Origin of the sequence: Micromonospora rosaria (assembly GCF_001567585.1) — a bacterium.
In the GTDB taxonomy this organism is placed as follows: Bacteria; Actinomycetota; Actinomycetes; order Mycobacteriales; family Micromonosporaceae; genus Micromonospora; species Micromonospora rosaria.
The window spans coordinates 23,180-40,786 of the sequence record NZ_LRQV01000055.1; the positions used below are offsets into that span (position 1 = coordinate 23,180).

The 17,607-nt window shown below is 74.7% G+C and carries 17 protein-coding genes and 1 CRISPR repeat array (1 of these 18 running past the window's edge); of the genes, 11 read left to right on the top strand and 6 right to left on the bottom strand.

The genetic code is table 11. From position 1 onward, the window contains the following. Positions 1-299: a CRISPR direct-repeat array (repeat unit 29 nt; unit sequence GGGATCACCCCCGCGTGCGCGGGGAAGAG); it begins 96 nt to the left of the window's first position. Between the two features lie 180 nt (positions 300-479). The 4 genes from AWW66_RS16325 to AWW66_RS16340 all read left to right on the top strand — a co-directional run bounded on the left by AWW66_RS16325 (position 480) and on the right by AWW66_RS16340 (position 3,653). After that, positions 480-1,082 carry a hypothetical protein gene (locus tag AWW66_RS16325; protein WP_067366660.1) on the top strand — a complete coding sequence of 201 codons (603 nt, stop codon included), beginning with the start codon at positions 480-482 and terminating at the stop codon, positions 1,080-1,082. A 115-nt stretch (positions 1,083-1,197) separates the two neighbouring features. Beyond that, the gene (locus AWW66_RS16330; protein ID WP_067366663.1) at positions 1,198-1,599 is read left to right on the top strand and encodes a YciI family protein; all 402 of its coding nucleotides are present in this window, start codon (positions 1,198-1,200) and stop codon (positions 1,597-1,599) included. Continuing rightward, positions 1,596-2,846, top strand: coding sequence for an RNA polymerase sigma factor (locus AWW66_RS16335; RefSeq protein ID WP_067366666.1), 1,251 nt, complete (start codon positions 1,596-1,598; stop codon positions 2,844-2,846). The genes AWW66_RS16330 and AWW66_RS16335 overlap by 4 nt, the downstream gene beginning before the upstream one ends. 9 nt (positions 2,847-2,855) lie before the next feature. Continuing rightward, on the top strand, positions 2,856-3,653 hold the full coding sequence (locus AWW66_RS16340) for an alpha/beta fold hydrolase (protein WP_067366668.1): 798 nt from the start codon (positions 2,856-2,858) through the stop codon (positions 3,651-3,653). Positions 3,654-3,684: 31 nt separating this feature from the next. On the opposite strand, the gene AWW66_RS16345 is transcribed toward AWW66_RS16340, so the two are convergent. Next, positions 3,685-4,269, bottom strand: a complete 585-nt coding sequence (locus tag AWW66_RS16345; RefSeq protein WP_067366671.1) for a dihydrofolate reductase family protein — start codon at positions 4,267-4,269, stop codon at positions 3,685-3,687. Positions 4,270-4,345: 76 nt separating this feature from the next. Here AWW66_RS16345 and AWW66_RS16350 point away from each other — a divergent pair, with 76 nt between their 5' ends. Beyond that, complete coding sequence (locus AWW66_RS16350; RefSeq protein WP_067366712.1) at positions 4,346-4,918, top strand: TetR/AcrR family transcriptional regulator; 573 nt, start codon at positions 4,346-4,348, stop codon at positions 4,916-4,918. 99 nt (positions 4,919-5,017) lie between these two features. Continuing rightward, positions 5,018-6,160, top strand: coding sequence for a polysaccharide pyruvyl transferase family protein (locus AWW66_RS16355; RefSeq protein ID WP_067366674.1), 1,143 nt, complete (start codon positions 5,018-5,020; stop codon positions 6,158-6,160). 78 nt (positions 6,161-6,238) lie between these two features. Here AWW66_RS16355 and argG read toward each other — a convergent pair whose 3' ends face one another. The 3 genes from argG to AWW66_RS16370 form a co-directional block, all read right to left on the bottom strand. Beyond that, entirely contained in the window at positions 6,239-7,687 is a 1,449-nt protein-coding gene (gene argG, locus AWW66_RS16360) for an argininosuccinate synthase (RefSeq protein WP_067366677.1), read from the bottom strand. Positions 7,688-7,736: 49 nt separating this feature from the next. After that, entirely contained in the window at positions 7,737-7,940 is a 204-nt protein-coding gene (locus tag AWW66_RS16365; protein ID WP_067366679.1) for a hypothetical protein, read from the bottom strand. 160 nt (positions 7,941-8,100) lie between these two features. Further along, complete coding sequence (locus tag AWW66_RS16370; protein ID WP_067366682.1) at positions 8,101-8,970, bottom strand: carbohydrate kinase family protein; 870 nt, start codon at positions 8,968-8,970, stop codon at positions 8,101-8,103. Between the two features lie 97 nt (positions 8,971-9,067). Here AWW66_RS16370 and AWW66_RS16375 point away from each other — a divergent pair, with 97 nt between their 5' ends. Further along, complete coding sequence (locus AWW66_RS16375; protein WP_067366685.1) at positions 9,068-12,505, top strand: DEAD/DEAH box helicase; 3,438 nt, start codon at positions 9,068-9,070, stop codon at positions 12,503-12,505. Next, on the top strand, positions 12,502-13,503 hold the full coding sequence (locus AWW66_RS16380; RefSeq protein WP_157527507.1) for an SWIM zinc finger family protein: 1,002 nt from the start codon (positions 12,502-12,504) through the stop codon (positions 13,501-13,503). The genes AWW66_RS16375 and AWW66_RS16380 overlap by 4 nt, the downstream gene beginning before the upstream one ends. A gap of 104 nt (positions 13,504-13,607) precedes the next feature. Here the strand turns inward: AWW66_RS16380 and AWW66_RS16385 are convergent, their stop codons facing one another. Both AWW66_RS16385 and AWW66_RS16390 read right to left on the bottom strand, forming a co-directional pair. Next, a complete protein-coding gene (locus AWW66_RS16385) occupies positions 13,608-13,871 on the bottom strand; it encodes a DUF3040 domain-containing protein (RefSeq protein WP_067366688.1) in 264 nt (87 codons plus the stop codon). A gap of 463 nt (positions 13,872-14,334) precedes the next feature. Then, positions 14,335-15,006, bottom strand: a complete 672-nt coding sequence (locus AWW66_RS16390; protein WP_067366691.1) for a bifunctional DNA primase/polymerase — start codon at positions 15,004-15,006, stop codon at positions 14,335-14,337. A gap of 246 nt (positions 15,007-15,252) precedes the next feature. Here AWW66_RS16390 and AWW66_RS16395 point away from each other — a divergent pair, with 246 nt between their 5' ends. The 3 genes from AWW66_RS16395 to AWW66_RS16405 all read left to right on the top strand — a co-directional run. Further along, entirely contained in the window at positions 15,253-16,470 is a 1,218-nt protein-coding gene (locus AWW66_RS16395; protein WP_067366695.1) for a helix-turn-helix domain-containing protein, read from the top strand. Between the two features lie 92 nt (positions 16,471-16,562). Further along, positions 16,563-17,078: a flavoprotein gene (locus tag AWW66_RS16400; RefSeq protein ID WP_067366715.1), complete on the top strand. Its 516-nt coding sequence runs from the start codon at positions 16,563-16,565 to the stop codon at positions 17,076-17,078. Positions 17,079-17,235: 157 nt separating this feature from the next. Then, positions 17,236-17,607 (top strand): Nif3-like dinuclear metal center hexameric protein (locus tag AWW66_RS16405; protein ID WP_245648337.1); only part of this gene is annotated, 372 nt, incomplete at its 3' end.

A 17,607-nucleotide genomic window follows, 5' to 3' on the forward strand; every position in this document is an offset into this window, starting at 1 on the left:
GTGATCTCGACCGCCTTGCCGGCCTCCGGATCACCCCCGCGTGCGCGGGGAAGAGTGTGGGCGGGCTGGACGAGCGGCAGCGCCCGCGGGATCACCCCCGCGTGCGCGGGGAAGAGCCCTGGTCGGTCCACCGGAGCAGTACGCCGATGGGATCACCCCCGCGTGCGCGGGGAAGAGAAGGTCGCCCTGCCCGAGGACTGGGGTGGCAAGGGATCACCCCCGCGTGCGCGGGGAAGAGCCGCCGCCCGCACCCGCTGAGGAGCCCCACGTGGGATCACCCCCGCGTGCGCGGGGAAGAGACTTCTTGACCTGCGGTGATAAAGATCAACATCTCGGATCTTGTTCACTTTGCTTCGGGCGGTGGCACCAGGTGCGGCCTGGCGGCGGGGAGTCCACGAGACTGGACTCTAGTCCAGGTCGCCGGCTGGCCGCTGTGCTCCCGTGTGGACGGCTGGACGGGGACGGCGATCATGGGCGGTATGGGGGAGACCGTTGCCATCGCGCTCATCACCGCTCTTGCCACGCTGACCGCCGCCGGGCTCACCGGTCTGGTCACCGCGCTGACGGTGCGCCGGCAGGTGGCGGGGCAGCTCACCGCCGCCCGGGAGGAGCGCGCCGAGCAGCGGACGCAACGGCGGGACCAGGACCGGCGGGACGCGTACCTCGGGTTCCTGGCCGCCTGCGACCAGGCGTACCGGGAACTGGACCGGGACTGGGTCGGGCCGGGCGGGTCGCGGGGGACCGGCGTCGACAGCCCGTACGCGGCGCTGCGCGGGCTCGACGAGGCGTACAACCGGGTGTTGCTGGCAGGGCCGGAGCCGGCCGCCGACGCCGCCGGGGCCGTGGTGCGCAGCGTCAACGAGGAGTACGCCGGGCAGCGTCGGCTCACCCCGGCGGCGGGGACGGGCGGCGAGCCGCTGGCGGAACGGTGCCGGCCCGAGCATCGTGCCGCGATCGGGGCGCGGGCCCGCCAGCGGGACGAGTTCGTGGCCGTCGCCCGGCGGGTCCTCGAACCGGGCGGTGCCGCCGCCCTGGTCAGGGGCCGGGACGCCACGCCGGCCGACGTTTCCGCCCGCGCCTGACCAGGGGCGGAAAAGTTTCCCGGAAAGATGTCGGCGGGGATGTCGAGAACGCCGGAGCAGCGTCGACCCCCGGGTGAGCGCGCCGGACGGGTGCGCGGACGTGAGGAGACGCACGGTGAAGTACATCCTGTTGATGCAGTACAACACGACGGGGGCCGACTTCCCGACGGTCGACACCTGGACGCCGGAGGAGATCCGGGCGCACATCGAGTTCATGGGCGAGGTCAACGGCAAGCTCATGGCGGCCGGTGAGTTCGTCGACGCGCAGGGGCTCGCCATGCCGGACCAGGCGCGGATCGTCCGGGCCGGCGAGGGCGGGCGGCCGGTGGTCACCGAGGGGCCGTTCGCCGAGACGAAGGAGTTCCTGGCCGGGTACTGGATCGTCGACACCGAGACCGTCGAGCGGGCGGTGGAACTCGCCGCGTACATCTCGGCCGCGCCCGGTCCGGGCGGGGCACCGGTGAACATGCCGATCGAGGTACGCGCGGTCATGTCGGGGCCACCGCAGGACCGGTGACCGACCGTACCCCCGCCGTCGGACACCTGCTGCGCGACCTCGCGCCGCAGGTCACCGGGGTGCTCACCCGCCGGTTCGGGGACTTCGCGACGGCCGAGGACGCCGTCGGCGAGGCGCTGCTGGACGCCACCGTGCAGTGGTCCCGCGACGGGGTGCCGGAGAACCCGCGCGGCTGGCTGATCCAGGTCGCGTACCGGCGGATGGTCGAACTGGTCCGGGGCGAGCAGGCGCGGCGTCGCCGGGAGGACCTGGTCGCCCGGCGGGAGCCGGCGGACCGGCGGTGGGCCGCCCCGGCGGACCTGGACCGGCCGGCGGACCGGGACGACACGCTGACCCTGCTCTTCCTCTGCTGCCACCCGGCCCTCACGACGGCGTCGGCCATCGCGCTGACGCTGCGGGCGGTGGGCGGTCTCACCACGGGGGAGATCGCCCACGCCTTCCTGGTGCCCGAGGCCACGATGGCGCAGCGGATCAGCCGGGCCAAGGAGCGGATCAGGTCGTCGGGCGTCCCCTTCCGGATGCCCGACGACCGGGACCGCGAGCGCCGGCTCGCCACCGTGCTGCACGTGCTGTACCTGATCTTCAACGAGGGGTACGCCAGCAGTTCCGGCGGCGACCTGCGCCGGGTGGACCTCGCCGAGGAGGCGATCCGGCTCACCCGGGCGGTGCACGCGCTGCTGCCCGCCGACGGTGAGGTGGCCGGCCTGCTCGCGTTGATGCTGCTCACCGAGGCGCGCGGGGCGGCGCGGACCGGGCCGGCCGGCGAACTCGTCACCCTCGCCGAGCAGGACCGCAGCCGGTGGGACGCCGCCGCGATCGCCGAGGGGGTCGCCCTGGTCACCCGGGCGCTGCCGGTCGGTCCGGTCGGGCCGTACCAGATCCAGGCGGCCATCGCCGCGCTGCACGACGAGGCGCCGACCGCCGAGGCGACCGACTGGCCGCAGATCCTCGCGCTCTACCGGGAGCTGGAACGACGTACCGACAACCCGGTGGTGGCGTTGAACCGGGCGGTGGCGCAGGCCATGGTGCACGGTCCGGCCGTCGGCCTCGACGCGCTCGCCGCCCTGGCCGCCGACCGCCGGCTCGCCGGGCACCACCGGCTGCTCGCCGCCCGCGCCCACCTGCACGAGATGGCCGGCGACCGGGCGGCGGCCGGCACCGACTACCGGGCGGCGGCGGCCGGCACGAACAGCCTGCCCGAGCAGCGGTACCTGCTGATGCGGGCCGCCCGGCTGACCGACCGGTGAGGGGGTGACATGGCGTACGCGGAGGTCAACGGGGTGCGGATCTGGTACGAGACGCACGGCTCGGGTCGGCCACTGGTGCTGCTGCACGGCGGGTACGGCGCGACGGAGGACTTCGCCCCGATCCGGCCCGCCCTCGCCACCCGCCGCCGCCTGATCGCCCTCGACCTCCAGGGGCACGGCCGCACCGCCGACGTCGACCGGCCCCTGCGGTACGAGTCGCTGGCCGAGGACGTGGCCGCCCTGCTGGGTCAGCTCGACCTGACCGGGGTGGACCTGCTCGGGTACTCCCTCGGTGGCGGGGTCGCGCTGCGCACCGCGATCCAGCACCCCGGGCTGGTCCGCCGGCTGGTGCTGGTCTCCACCCCGTACCGGCAGCGGGGCTGGTACCCGCAGGTGCTCGCCGCGATGGTCGCGCAGGACGAACGGGCCGGGGACCGGATGCGCGGCACGCCGGCACACGAGCTGTACCAGCGAATCGCCCCCCGGCCCCAGGACTGGCCCCGGCTCTGGGCGCGCAGCGCCGACCTGCTGCGCCGCGACTACGACTGGTCGGCGGAGGTCGCCGCCCTCGACACCCCCACCCTGCTGGTCTACGCCGACGCCGACGCGATCCCGGTGACCCACGTGGCCGAGTTCTACGGTCTGCTCGGCGGGGGTCGCCGGGACGCCGGCCGGGACGGCACCGACCGGCCCGTGTCCCGGCTGGCCGTGCTGCCCGGCCTGACCCACGCCGACATTCTGACCTCGCCGGCCCTGCCCGGGGTGGTGCTGCCCTTCCTCACCCATCCGCTGGGGGTTCCGGGCTGACCGGGGCCGGCTCAGCGGCGGCGCCGGCTCATCACGCCGGCTGCGGGCCGGCGGGGGCGTACCGCAGGACGACCGCGCCGCTGTCGAACGGCCGCGCCTCGATCAGGGTGAACCGGCGCGGGTCGAAGCCCCGGTCGACCAGCGGGATGCCGCTGCCGGCGACGAACGGGTACAGCTTGACGAACAACTCGTCGATCTCGGGCAGGAGCTGCCCGGCGAGGTTCCCGCCGCCGCAGAGCCAGATGTCGCGCCCCTGCTGACTCTTCAGGTCACGCACGAAGGCCACCGGGTCGCCGGAGACGATCTCCACGTCGGGGTAGTCGGCCGGCGGCAGGGACCGGCTGACCACGTACTGCCGCAGGTGGGCGTAGGGGCTGGTGATGCCGACGGTACGGGCCGGGTCGTAGGTGCCCCGGCCCATCACCACCGCGTCGAACCGGGCGTTCGGCGGATCGCCGCCAAGCACCGACCGGTACGCGGTGGGGATCGCCTCGGGCAGCGTCGCGGTGAGGTACGCCGCGTGGTCCCCCTCGGTCGGGAAGAAGTCGTACTCGCCGCCCGGCCCGGCGATGAACCCGTCGATGGTGCTGCCCACGTAGTACACGAGCTTGCGCATACCGCCTCCCCGAATCACTACTGCTGTCGTGGTTGACAGTACAACACCTGTCGTGGATGTTGCTAGGGTGTTCGGCATGGCGAAGAATCCGCAGCGACGCGCGGCCCTGGCGGACGCCGGCCTGCGGGTGCTGGCCGCGACCGGCGCGCGTGGACTGACCCACCGGGCCGTCGACGTCGAGGCGGGGGTGCCGGTCGGCACCGCCTCCAACTACTTCCGGTCCCGGGACGCGCTGCTGGGCGCCCTCGGCGAGCGGATCATCGAACGGTTCGCCCCGGACGAGCAGGTGCTTGCCGACCTGGGCGCCCGGGAACCCTCGCGGGAACTGTTCACCGACTACGTCCGGTACATCGTCGAGCGCACCACCCGCCAGCCCGAGCTGACCCGGGCCCTGATCGAACTGCGTCTGGAGGCGGCCCGCCGCCCCGACCTCGCCCGCATCCTCGGCGACACCCTGCGCCGGGGGTACCGCGACGACGTGGCCTTCCACCTGGCCGCCGGACTGCCCGGCGGGGCGTTCGAGGTGGCGCTGCTGCACTACGCCGTCGACGGTCTCCTGCTCGACCTGCTCACCACCTCGATCGACGCCGGCTTCGACCCCGACGAGGTGGTCACCGCCCTGGTGTCCCGCCTGGTCGCCGACCCGTAGCCACGGTCGGGGCCGCGCGCGGGAGCGGCATGTCGGGGCCGGCAGTGGGAAAGCCCGGCAGATCGTGCCCGGTTCGGCGGGCGGAGGAGGGGCGGGCGGATGAGGGACGGCACCGGACTGACCATCGGGGTGCTCGGCTCCTACGGTGGGCGCAACCTCGGCGACGAGGCGATTCTCACCGGTCTCCTGGCCGATCTGCGGGCGCAGGAGCCGCACGGGCGGATCGTCGTCTTCTCCCGCAACCCGGAGCACACCCGGATCGCGCATCCGGATGTCGAGGCCGTGCCCTGGGAGGGCGTCAGCCGGGTCGACTCGTCGCCGATCCTCGGTGAACTGGACCTGCTGATCCTCGGCGGCGGCGGGATCCTCTACGACCGGGAGGCCCGGCGGTACATGCGGGTGGTCCGGTCGGCCCAGGAGCGGGGGTTGCCCCTGCTGACGTACGCGGTGGGGGTGGGGCCGCTCACCGACGGGGTGGACACCGCGATGGTGCGGGAGACCCTCTCCGGCGCGGTCGAGGTGACCGTCCGGGACCAGGAGTCCCGGGTGGTGCTGGAGGAGGCGGGGCTGCTCAATCCGATCACGGTCACCGCCGACCCGGCGTTCCTGCTGCAACCGGAGGACTTTCCGACGCAGCTCCTGCGCGAGGAGGGCGTACCGGCTGGTCGCCGGCTGGTCGGGATGAGCGTGCGGGAGCCCGGCCGGGCCGCCGAACGGCTGGACGTCGACGGGTACCACCGGCTGCTCGCCCAGATCGGTGACTTCCTGGTGCACCGGATCGACGCGTACGTGCTCTTCGTCCCGATGGAGCGGGACGACATCCGGCACTCGCACGGGGTGATGTCGCACATGACCGCCGCCGACCGGGGGCGCATCCTGCACGGCGACTACGCACCGGAGCAGGTGCTCGGCCTGATGCGGCACTTCGACCTCGCGGTGGGGATGCGCCTGCACTTCCTGATCTTCGCCGCGATGGTCGGTACCCCGTTCCTGCCCCTGCCGTACGCCGGGAAGGTCTTCGACCTGGCCCAGCGACTCGGCGTGCCGGCGCTCAAGGGCGTGGCCCGCGAGGTGGAGGGGCCGTTGTTGGCCGAGGTCGACCGGCTGTGGGACGAGCGGGAGGCGCGGGCCGCCGCCACCGCCCTGCGGGTGAGCGAGGTGTGCGAGCAGGCCCGGGGAACCTCCCAGGTCACCCGAGCCGTGCTCGACACCATCCGCAACCGCGCCCTGATCCGCAACTGACGGCGTCCGCACCTGACGGCCACCGCGACCGACGGCGACCCCAGGCCGGGACCGGGCGCGACCGCGCGGGCGGGCCGGTCAGTCGACGCCGGCCTCCATGGCGGCGCGGTCGAGCGCCTCGTCCTCCTCGGAGGTGATGCCCCGGGAGGCGATCGCCTCGGCGCCACCCTGCGGCATCGCCCCGATCAGCCCGGTCGAGGCCGCCTGGGCGGCGCCGACGAGCCGCTGCGGGGTGGAGCCGACCATGCCCAGGGTGGCGTACTGCTCCAGCTTGGCCCGGGAGTCGGCGATGTCGAGGTTGCGCATGGTGAGCTGGCCGATCCGGTCCGCCGGCCCGAACGCCGAGTCCTCGGTCCGCTCCATCGACAGCTTGTCGGGGTGGTAGCTGAACGCCGGGCCGGTGGTGTCCAGGATCGAGTAGTCCTCACCCCGCCGCAGCCGCAGCGTCACCTCGCCGGTGACGGCGGTACCGACCCAGCGCTGCAACGACTCGCGCAGCATGAGCGCCTGCGGGTCGAGCCACCGGCCCTCGTACATCAGCCGGCCGAGCCGCCGGCCCTCGTTGTGGTAGTTCGCCAGGGTGTCCTCGTTGTGGATCGCGTTGACCAGCCGCTCGTACGCGACGTGCAGCAACGCCATGCCGGGGGCCTCGTAGATGCCCCGGCTCTTGGCCTCGATGATCCGGTTCTCGATCTGGTCCGACATGCCCAGGCCGTGCCGGCCGCCGATGGCGTTCGCCTCCAGCACCAGGTCCACCGCGCTGGCGAACTCCTTGCCGTTGATCGTGACCGGCCGGCCCTGCTCGAAGCCGATCGTGACGTCCTCGGTGGGGATCTCGATCGACGGGTCCCAGAACCGGACCCCCATGATCGGGCTGACCGTCTCGATGCCGGTGTCCAGGTGCTCCAGCGTCTTGGCCTCGTGGGTGGCGCCCCAGATGTTGGCGTCGGTCGAGTACGCCTTCTCGGTGCTGTCCCGGTACGGCAGGCCGTGGGCGAGCAGCCACTCCGACATCTCCGTACGCCCACCCAGCTCGGTGACGAAGTCGGTGTCCAGCCACGGCTTGTAGATCCGCAGGTGCGGGTTGGCGAGCAGGCCGTACCGGTAGAACCGCTCGATGTCGTTGCCCTTGAACGTCGAGCCGTCGCCCCAGATCTGGACGTCGTCCTCGATCATCGCCCGGACCAGCAGGGTCCCGGTGACGGCCCGGCCCAGCGGCGTGGTGTTGAAGTACGGCCGCCCGGCGGAGCGGATGTGGAAGGCGCCGCAGGTCAGCGCGGCCAGGCCCTCCTCGACCAGGGCGGCGCGGCAGTCGACCAGGCGCGCGACCTCCGCCCCGTACGCCAGGGCGCGACCCGGCACCGAGGCGATGTCGGGCTCGTCGTACTGGCCGATGTCGGCGGTGTAGGCGCACGGGACGGCACCCTTGTCGCGCATCCACGCGACCGCGACCGAGGTGTCGAGGCCTCCGGAGAAGGCGATCCCGACGCGCTCGCCGATGGGCAGGGAGGTGAGAACCTTGGACATGGGAAAAGTATGCACTGCTGTGCATGGTCATTCAAAATCGAATGTTGTCTCAGCTCGCGGCGGCGCGCCAGCAGTACCGCCAGCCCGGTGCGCCGGCCGTCGACTCCAGCTCGTAGATCTGGGCCCCGGCCAGCCCCTCCCTGCCCAGGTGATGATGGGTCAACGGCGGGCGGCCGTTCGAGTCCAGCTCGACCGTGACGGTCTCCCCGTCGGCCGTGCCACCCACCAGCGGTATCTGCACCGTGGAAGCCATGCGCCCATCCTGCCCCGGCCCGGCCCGGCCCGCAGCGGATAGCGGCTCAGCCCGCCGGCCACCAGTCAGCCCGCCGGCCACCAGTCAGCCCGCCGGCCACCAGGCAGCCCGCCGGACGTCCGGCGGGCCGCCGGCTCGGCGCGCGGGGCAGCGCGGCGGGTCAGCGGGTCGGCAGCAGCCCCGGCGGGTACTCCATGCCGTCGTGGGTGCAGGCCGCGGCGGCCACCCGGGCCGCGTACCCGGCCGCCTCGGGCAGCGCCGCGCCCCGCGACCGGGCGGCGACCAGCCCGGCCACGAAGGCGTCCCCGGCGCCGTTGGTGTCCACCACCGGCGCCGGCGCGGGGGCCGCCGGGATCCGGACGGGCGGACCGTCGCCGTACAGGTCGGCACCGTCGGCACCCCGGGTGACCAGCACCGTGCGGGGAGCCAGTCCGGCGGCGACCGCCGCCGCCCGGTCACCCAGCCGTACCCCGCTGACGAACACCAGGTCGGCGGCGTCCGCGAACGGCCGGTGGTACGGGTTCACGCCGTCCCAGTCGTGCAGGTCGGTGGAGACGAGGGCGCCCCCGGGCAGCGCGGCGCGGACGGTGGGCAGCGACGCCGCCGCCCAGTCCATGATCGAAACGTGGACGTGGGCGGCCTGCCGGACCAGGTCGGCCAGCTCCCGCGCCGGAAACGGCGACGGCCCGGCCCACGGGCGCGGATCGTAGAGCGACATCCGCCGCCCGGCCGGGTCGACCAGGTTCACCGAGCGACGGGTACCGGCCGGGGCCTCGGCCAGCACGGCCGGCACCCCGGCCCGTGCCAGGGCCACCCGGACCAGGTCACCGGCCGGGTCCGCGCCGAGCACGTCGACCACGGTCACCCGCAGCCCGAGGGCGTGCCCGGCGAGCGCCACCCCGGCCCCCGTATTGCCGACCCGCAGCTCGATCGGGTCGACGGTGCAGGAGTCGACGGTGGGCAACGGGAAACCAGGCACCCGCACCCGGACGTCCACACCGAGCCCACCGAGGACGAGCAGATCGATCACGACGCAGACCGTACCGGCGTGGCGGGTGGGCGCGTCCGGCGGCCGGGCCCCCGCGTCGGCCCGATATCCTCGGCAGTCGTCGTGCGGAGGGGGCCGGGTGCTGGTCGTCCACGGGGTGTGGCTGCCCGGTGCCGGGCTCGCCGTCTGGGCCGAGGAGAGCGTCGCGCCGGACCCTGTCCCCCGCCGCCCCGGCCGCCCGCCCCGGGACCGCCCGCATCCCTTCGCCGCTGACCACACCACCCTGACCGCGCTGCTCGCCCCGGCGGGTGCCGGAGCGGCGGCCCCGTCGGCCGAGGTGGGCAGCACCCTGCTCACCCTGCCCACCCGGGGCGGGGTACCGCTCGACTCCCCGGAACTGGTCCGGACCACCGAGGGCGACCCGCCGCGCGGTCGGGTCACCCTCGCCACCTGGCGGGCCCCCTCGCTGCGGTACGCCCCTGCCGCCGCCCGCCCCTTCCTGCTGCGCCCGCTCGCCGGGCCGACCACCGGGTCCGGTACCCGTGCAGCCGCGGTCGGAGCCGGGGAACGGCCAGGCGCGGAAGGAGCCGGCGAGCAGCCGTGGACGGGCACAGCCGGGGAGCAGCCGTGGGCGGTCGGTGCGTCGCTGCGCTGGCTGGTGGAGCTGGCCCGGTTCGCCGAGGATCTCGTCGGCCGGGGGCGGGTGCTGCCGGGGGTGGCCGCGCCGGACCCCGGCCCGGCCTCCCCGCCGTCCGGCCGACGGCCGGCGGGTACCCGACGGGCCACGCCGACCCGGTCCGGAGCTGCCGGGGCCGCCGGCCGGTCCGGGGCTGCCGCCGGGAACTCCGGTGCCGCCGGGGAGGTGGCGCGGGCGGTGTGGAGACCGCTGCTCACCGGGGCCGACGCCGCCTGGGCGCGGTCGCTGCTGCTGGCCCTGCCGCCGGCTGTCCGGGCCGCCGTACCGGCCGACGATCCGGCGGTGGGGGAGCCGGAGCCGGCGCTGCTCGTCGCCGACGCGCTGGACGCGCTGACCGACGCCGCCGTCCGGGCCGCGCTAACGCGGGGCGGGCTGGACCGTGCCGGGCTGACCCGGGGCGGCCCGCGCGGCGGCGCGGCGCCCGCCTGGCTGGCCGCGTTGACCGGGCCGGACGGGGAGTTCACCGCCGCGCCGGCCGCCCTCGCGGCGCTCCGGGCCGAGCTGGAAGCCTGGCAGCGGGACGCCGCCGGTGGCGCGGTCCGGGCGAGCTTCCGGCTGGTCGAGCCGGTCGACGATCTCCCACCCGACCCGCTGGCCGGGCTGTACCCCGATCCCGACGGGCCGCTCGCCACGTCCGACCCTGGCGGGCCGCTTCCCACGTCCGATCCTGACGGGGCGCTCGTCGCGGCCGGCGGCGGGACCTGGCGGGTGGAGTTCGGCCTCCAGGTGGCCGACCAACCCGGCCTGCACATCGACGCCGAGCAGGTCTGGCACGCCCCGCCGGAGCCGATCGGCGGCGACCTGGTCCCGGCCGCCGGGCCGGCGGGCCGGGGGCACAGCCCGCAGGAGACCTTCCTGGCCGAGCTGGGACGGGCCAGCCGGCTCTGGCCCGAGCTGGAGTCCGCGTTGCGGACCGCCACCCCGCAGGGGCTGGACCTGGACGTCGAGGGCGCGCACCGGTTCCTCCGCGAGGGCGCGCCGGTGCTGCACGCCGCCGGCTTCGGGGTGCTGCTGCCGGGCTGGTGGCGTCGCCCGTCGGCCCGCCTCGGGGCCCGGCTCCAGGCGCGCGGGCGGACCGCCCCGGGCACGGTCGCCGGCGCGGGCGGCGGGGTCGGGCTGGACGCCCTGGTCGACTACCGCTGGGAGGTGGCCCTCGGCGACCAGCCGATGACCGCCGACGAACTGGCGGCGCTCGCCGAGCTGAAGACCCCGCTGGTCCGGCTGCGCGGCCAGTGGGTCGAGCTGGACCCGAAACGGCTGGCCGCCGGGCTGCGCCTGCTCCGCTCCTCCGGCGAGCTGACCGTCGCCGACCTGCTGCGACTCGGGCTCACCGACGCCGACACCGCCGACACCCTTCCGGTACTGGAGATCAGCGCCGACGGGGCCCTCGGTGACCTGCTGGCCGGCGAGGTGGAGCGGCGGCTCACCCCGCTGGACCCGCCCCCGTCCTTCACCGGGACGCTGCGGCCGTACCAGCGGCGCGGGCTGGCCTGGCTGGCGTTCCTCCAGTCCCTCGGGCTGGGCGGGATCCTCGCCGACGACATGGGGCTGGGCAAGACGGTGCAACTGCTCGCCCTGCTCGCCGGGGACCCGCCGCAGGCCGGTCCGACCCTGCTGGTCTGCCCGATGTCGCTGGTCGGCAACTGGCAGCGGGAGGCCGCGAAGTTCACCCCGGAGCTGCGCGTGCACGTGCACCACGGCGCGGAGCGGGCGCGGGGCGAGGAGTTCACCGCCGCCGTGCACGACGCCGACCTGGTCCTCACCACGTACGCGGTGGCCGCCCGGGACGCGGTCGACCTGGCCGGTGTCGACTGGCACCGGGTGGTGGTGGACGAGGCGCAGGCGATCAAGAACGCCGCGACCCGCCAGGCCGAGGCGGTCCGGGCACTGCCCGCCCGGCACCGGGTGGCGGTCACCGGTACGCCGGTGGAGAACCGGCTCGCCGACCTCTGGTCGATCATGCAGTTCGCCAATCCGGGGCTGCTCGGCCCGGCGTCGAGCTTCAAACAGTCGTACGCGGTGCCGATCGAGCGGCACGGCGACGCGCCCACCGCCGCCCGGCTGCGCCGGATCACCGGCCCGTTCGTGCTGCGCCGGCTCAAGACCGACTCGTCGATCATCTCCGACCTGCCGGAGAAGCTGGAGATGGAGGTGGTCTGCACCCTCACCGCCGAGCAGGCCGCGCTCTACCAGTCGGTGGTCGACGAGATGCTGGCGAAGATCGAGTCCAGTGACGGGATGGAGCGCCGGGGCCTGGTGCTGGCCACGATGACCCGGCTCAAGCAGGTCTGCAACCATCCGGCGCACCTGCTGCGCGACGGCTCCGCGCTGCCCGGCCGCTCCGGCAAACTGGCCCGCCTGGAGGAGATCCTCGACGAGGTGCTGGCGGCCGGGGAGAAGGCGCTGCTGTTCACGCAGTACGCGGAGTTCGGTGGGATGCTGCGCGCCCACCTGTCCGCCCGGTTCGGCCGGGAGGTGCTGTTCCTGCACGGCGGGGTGGGCAAGGCCGACCGGGAGGCCATGGTCACCCGGTTCCAGTCCCCGGACGGGCCGGCGGTCTTCGTGCTCTCGCTCAAGGCCGGCGGGACCGGGCTCACCCTCACCGCCGCCAACCACGTCGTGCACGTGGACCGGTGGTGGAACCCGGCGGTGGAGGACCAGGCCACCGACCGGGCGTTCCGGATCGGCCAGCGCCGCCGGGTGCAGGTCCGCAAGTTCGTCTGCGCCGGCACGGTCGAGGAGAAGGTCGCCGCGCTGATCGCCGGGAAACGCGACCTGGCGGCCCGGGTGGTGGGCAGCGGCGAGCAGTGGATCACCGAGCTGTCCACCGACCACCTGCGGGAGCTGTTCACCCTGGACGCCGGGGTGGTGGTGGAGTGACCGACCGGTACGCCGACTACGGTCGACCCCGCCGGGTCGACGGTGGCCTGCGGGCCCGCAGCACCCGGGGGACGATCGGCAGTTCCTGGTGGTCGCGGCGGTTCCTGGAGGTGCTGGAGTCGTTCGCGCTGGGTACCCGGCTGACCCGGGGTCGCGCGTACGCCCGCGCCGGGCAGGTGCTGACCCTGACCGTGGCCCCGGGGCTGGTCACCGCGACCGTGCAGGGCTCCCGGCCGCAGCCGTACCGGGTGCGGATCGCCCTGTCGGCGTTCCCGGCGGCGACCTGGCAGCGGATCGAGACGGACCTGGCCGCGCAGGCGTTCTTCAGCGCCCGGCTGCTCGCCGGTGACCTGCCCGCCGAGTTGGAGGACCTGTTCGCCACGGCGGGCACGCCCCTCTTCCCAGCCGGGGTGGACGAGCTGACGCAGCAGTGCTCCTGCCCCGACTTCGCGGTCCCGTGCAAGCATCTCGCGGCCACCTTCTACCTGCTCGCCGAGGCGTTCGACGCGGACCCCTTCGAGCTGCTGCACTGGCGCGGACGCAGCCGCCCCGAGCTGCTCGCCCGGCTGCGGGAGCTGCGAGCCACCGCCGCCGCGATCCCCGCACCCGCCGACCCGACCGCCACCAGCGGCGCGGCGCCGGCAGGCGGACCGACCACAGTGGATGCAGCCGAGGTGGTGCCGGCATCCGGGGCGGTGCCGGCGGTCGGGGCGTACCGGGCGCTCGCCGGGCAGCCGACGGCGTCGCTGGTGGACGGCCTCGACCGGTTCTGGGTGGCGCCGGTGCCGCTGCCGGCCCGGCCGCCCACCCTCGCCACCGAGCCGGAACTGCTGCTGCGCCAACTCGGTGCGCCCGGGGCCGCGATCGGCGGTCCGGGCCTGGTGGAACGGCTACGCCGGGCGTACCGCGTCCTCGGTGGCCCGCCCGGCGGCGGCGTCGACACGGGCGGACCCGACGACCCCGACGGCACCGACACGGTCGCCAGCGACCGGAGCTGACCGGGCCGCCCCCGGCGTCGGGTCGCCCCCCGGCGTCGTGGGGCCGCCGGCGCCGACCGCGCCGACCGGGGTCGGCGCGGGCGTCGGCGGCCCCAGGGGTGAGGTCAGAGCAGTCGACGGCGGTACCGCCACAGCAGCCCGGCGTTGGCCAGCAGCACCACCGCGAAGGCGGCGCCGGTCGGCCGGCCGGCGAGCACCGTGACAGCCGGCAACGAGGCCCACAGCACGATGGTCAACAACATCAGGTACCGGCCGCGCCGGACCCGGGAGCGGGCCCGCTGGTCCAGGCGTTCGAAGAAGCCCGGATCGCTCTGCCGCAACTGGCGGGTGATCGCGTCGAACCTGCGCTGGTCCTCTTTGCTGAGCATGGCGGTGCCTTCCCCTCAGGCGTCCGGGGTGCGTCCCCTCAGGCGTTCAGCGGTGCGGCGGAATACCCGCTGAGGCCAGGGATAACGCGCTCCCGCTGCCGCTACTTTTCCCGCCGCCCGCCCGCCCGGAGATGGTGTCTGTGCGCGACATACCTGAGAGGTATGAAAATGCCTGTCAGGTATCTCGCTCGCTCGGTCTGTCCGCCGGAGCGCGACACGCCCGAATCGGACGTGGGGGCCGAGGGTCCTGCGGGGGCGGTCACTGAGGGTGGTGGCTGCTGTGCGCTCCACCGACCGCCGGTCGGCCGAACGGGCACGTCCGTCGGGTCCGTCGTGACGCCGGGGGCCTCGATCGTCCAGAATGGAAAACGAGTCCCGTCAATAGGACACGTCCGGGTTCCGGCGGGGAGGTCGCCAGGCAGGGTCGCCGGGTGACGGTGGCAGGGGCCGGTACGGGCGGCGCTCAGGTGGCGCGGCGGGGCAGGGGCAGATGGGTGGAGAGCAGTTCCGCGGGGAACGTGGCGCCGGTGGCGCGCAGCGCGTCGATCAGGGCGTTCTGCACCAGGTAGGAGTCGGGCAACTGCCAGCGGGCCTGTTCCGGGGCCACCGCCCAGCGGACCGGCCCCTCCGGCAGCCGCGTCGGGGGCGCCGCGATCCACGAGCCGAGGCCGTGCCGGACCACGTCGAAGCAGTGCTCCAACTCCGGGCGGAGCGGGTCACCGGGGCGGACCAGGAACATCCACCGTCCGGTGGGGGTCACCACCACCGGGCCGCGGACGCCGAAGCCGGCCGGGTGCGTACCGACGGCGGCGAGCACGTGCCGGCCCAGGCTGGTGGGGACCTCCAGCACGTCGAACGCCCGACCGGTGGGCAGCAGCACGCCGTGGGGACGGGTGTGCCACCAGGTGGCCACCCGGGCGGGGTCGGTGCTGGCGGCGTGCTCCCAGTTCTCCAGGGCGGGATGACAGCCGACCGTCGGACAGCCGGCGCGTCCACAGACGAAGCGGCTGCGGGCCAGGCAGGCCCCGGGGGTCACCTCCCAGCCGTGCAGGGCGTACCGCACGGCGATCCGGCGCAACCGGACCCGCTCCAGCGGTGACAGTTGCGCGACCCGCGGTCCGACGTTCCGCCACATTCGCTCCGATCTCCCCTCACCTGTTCCATCTGCGTGACTGATTCGCAGTTCGAGCGCCGTCACTGCGGCTGATCTGTGGTCGTTGAAGCCGACGAACGGCTGATGCAACTTGCACGAAAACTATGAGGACCGGCTGTACGGGTGACGTACAGCCTGTGCGACCAGCGAAAACCTGAACACGGCGGGTTGGCGTGCCACCGCCGTCGACTGATAGCTCCGATCCGATCGGAGCCGGGGAGGACCGATATGGACGAACTGCCCATCGGCCGGCGAGTGGCGTACTGGCGGAGCCGGCGCAAGCTGTCGCAGCAGGTCTTCGCGGACCGGTTGGGCAAGTCGAAGAGCTGGGTGGACAAGGTGGAACGCGGGGTCCGCCGGCTGGACAAGTTCTCCGTGCTGCACGAGATCGCCGACATCCTCCAGATCGACGTGCAACTGCTGCTCGGCAAGGACCCGGAGCGCCGCAGCGACGCCCTCACCTGCATCGACCAGGTGGAGGTGCAGGAGATCCGGGCCGCCCTGGAGCGGTACGACGCGATGACCGCGTACTTCGACGCCGCCCCGCAGCCGCCGCCACTGGTCGACCTCGGCAAGGCGGTCAACCACGCCTGGCTCACCTACCAGTACAGCCGGTACGGCGAGCTGACCCGGTCCCTGCCGAAGCTGCTGCGCGACGCCCAGGCCGCCGACGCCGGCTCCGCCGGGGACGAGGTCAGGCTCGCCGCCAACCTGCTCGGCCAGGTGTACCAGATCGCCTCCTCGGTGCTCCGCAAGATCGGCGAGTGCGAGCTGGCCTGGCTCGCCGCCGACCGGGCCACCGCGGTCGCCCAGCGGGCCGACGACCCGCTGCTGGCCGGCATCGCGACCACCCGGGTCGGCAACGCGCTGCTGGCCATGGGGCGGGCCCGGCCCGCCCTGGAACTCAACGTCAACATCGCCCACCGGATCGACACCAGCAGGGGAGACCCGGCGGCCCTGTCGGTGCACGGGCAGCTCCTGTTGCAGGGGGCGATGGCCGCCGCCCGGCTCGGCGACTCGGCCACCGTCGACGACCTGCTGATCGGGGCCGAGGAGGTCGCCGGCCAGGTCGGCGGCGACGAGAACCACTACTGGACGTCGTTCGGGCCGACCAACGTCGAGCTGCACCGGGCCGCCGCCGCCGTCGAGCTGGGTGACGGCGGGCGGGCCGTGGAGACCCACCAACGGCTGGCGGAGCCGCTGTTCAACGCGTTGCTGCCGGAACGCCGCGCGCACCACCTGCTCGACCTGTCCCGGGCGTACGCCCAGATCGGCGACGTGGGCACGGCCGGGGAGATGCTGCTGCGCGGCGACCGGCTGGCCCCCGCCGAGATCCGCTGCCGCCCCCTCGCGCACGAGGTCATGGCCGACGTGCTGCGCCGGACCCGGGGTACCCCGCACTGCCACCTGGCCGAGCTGGCCGAGCAGATGGGGGTGGGGGTGTGAGCGGTACCGTGCCGCACCAGAGCGACGGCCCGCCCGTCGGCGGCGGGTCGCCGCCCGCCGCCGACCCGCCCGGTGCCGCCGCCCGGCGTCCGGTGCTCTACGTCGTGGCCTGCGGCTCGCCCCTGGCCCGGCACGTCGGCCGGCTGGTCGGGGCCGCCCAGCGCGACGGGTGGGACGTCTGCGTGGTGACCACCCCCGACGGCGCGAAGTTCCTCGACCACGAGGCGTTGGCCCGGCAGACCGGTCACCCGGTGCGCAGCCGGTACAAGCAGCCCGGCGATCCGGACCTGCTGCCCCCGGCCGACGCGATGATCGTCTGCCCGGCCACGGTGAACACGGTCAACAAGTGGGCCGCCGGGATCACCGACACCCTCGCCCTGGGGCTGCTCGTCGAGGCGCAGGGCCGGGGCGTACCGATCGTGGCCGTGCCGTTCACCAACTCGGCGATGGCGGCCCACCCGGCGTTCCTGGACGGGCTGACCCGGCTGCGCGGCTGGGGGGTGCGGGTGCTCTTCGGCGAGCACGTCGTCCCGCTGCACCCACCCGGCACCGGCGAGGCCCACCTGCACGCCTTCCCCTGGCAGGCGCCGCTGGCCGCGCTGCGGTGAGCGGCGGCGCCGGCTCTCCAGGCGCGGTCCGGCCCGCCGGGACCAGTCCGTCGGCCGCGCGCCGGTAAGCTGGCCCGCCGTGAGCACAAGTGCACCCCGAGCCGGCGATCCGGGCGCGGCCACCACCGCCGGGCCCCGGGATCCGGGTGCCCCGACCGTGGCCGACGTCGTGGCCGAGCTGGCCCGGCGGTACCCGCCGGCCTGGGCGGAGGACTGGGACCGGGTCGGGCTGGTGCTCGGCGAGCCGACCGCCCCGGTCCGCCGGGTCGCGTGCGTGGTCGACGTGCTGCCGGAGACGGTCGCCGAGGCGCTCGACGCCGGGGCCGACCTGATCGTCGCCCACCATCCGCTGCTGCTGCGCGGGGTCTCCTCGGTCGCGCCCACCACCTGGAAGGGGCGGATCGTGCACCGGCTGATCCGCGCCGGGGTGGCCCTGTACACCGCGCACACCAACGCCGACGTGGCCCGGCCGGGCGTGTCGGACGCCCTCGCCGCCCGGTTCGGGCTGACCGGGCTGCGCCCGTTGCAG

Excerpts from the sequence above, each read along its gene's own strand:
- AWW66_RS16325 (WP_067366660.1), top strand. The coding sequence starts at position 480 with ATGGGGGAGACCGTTGCCATCGCGCTCATCACCGCTCTTGCCACGCTG.
- AWW66_RS16340 (WP_067366668.1), top strand. The coding sequence starts at position 2,856 with ATGGCGTACGCGGAGGTCAACGGGGTGCGGATCTGGTACGAGACGCAC.
- AWW66_RS16345 (WP_067366671.1), bottom strand. The coding sequence starts at position 4,269 with ATGCGCAAGCTCGTGTACTACGTGGGCAGCACCATCGACGGGTTCATC.
- AWW66_RS16350 (WP_067366712.1), top strand. The coding sequence starts at position 4,346 with ATGGCGAAGAATCCGCAGCGACGCGCGGCCCTGGCGGACGCCGGCCTG.
- AWW66_RS16355 (WP_067366674.1), top strand. The coding sequence starts at position 5,018 with ATGAGGGACGGCACCGGACTGACCATCGGGGTGCTCGGCTCCTACGGT.
- argG (WP_067366677.1), bottom strand. The coding sequence starts at position 7,687 with ATGTCCAAGGTTCTCACCTCCCTGCCCATCGGCGAGCGCGTCGGGATC.
- AWW66_RS16365 (WP_067366679.1), bottom strand. The coding sequence starts at position 7,940 with ATGGCTTCCACGGTGCAGATACCGCTGGTGGGTGGCACGGCCGACGGG.
- AWW66_RS16385 (WP_067366688.1), bottom strand. The coding sequence starts at position 13,871 with ATGCTCAGCAAAGAGGACCAGCGCAGGTTCGACGCGATCACCCGCCAG.
- AWW66_RS16390 (WP_067366691.1), bottom strand. The coding sequence starts at position 15,006 with ATGTGGCGGAACGTCGGACCGCGGGTCGCGCAACTGTCACCGCTGGAG.
- AWW66_RS16395 (WP_067366695.1), top strand. The coding sequence starts at position 15,253 with ATGGACGAACTGCCCATCGGCCGGCGAGTGGCGTACTGGCGGAGCCGG.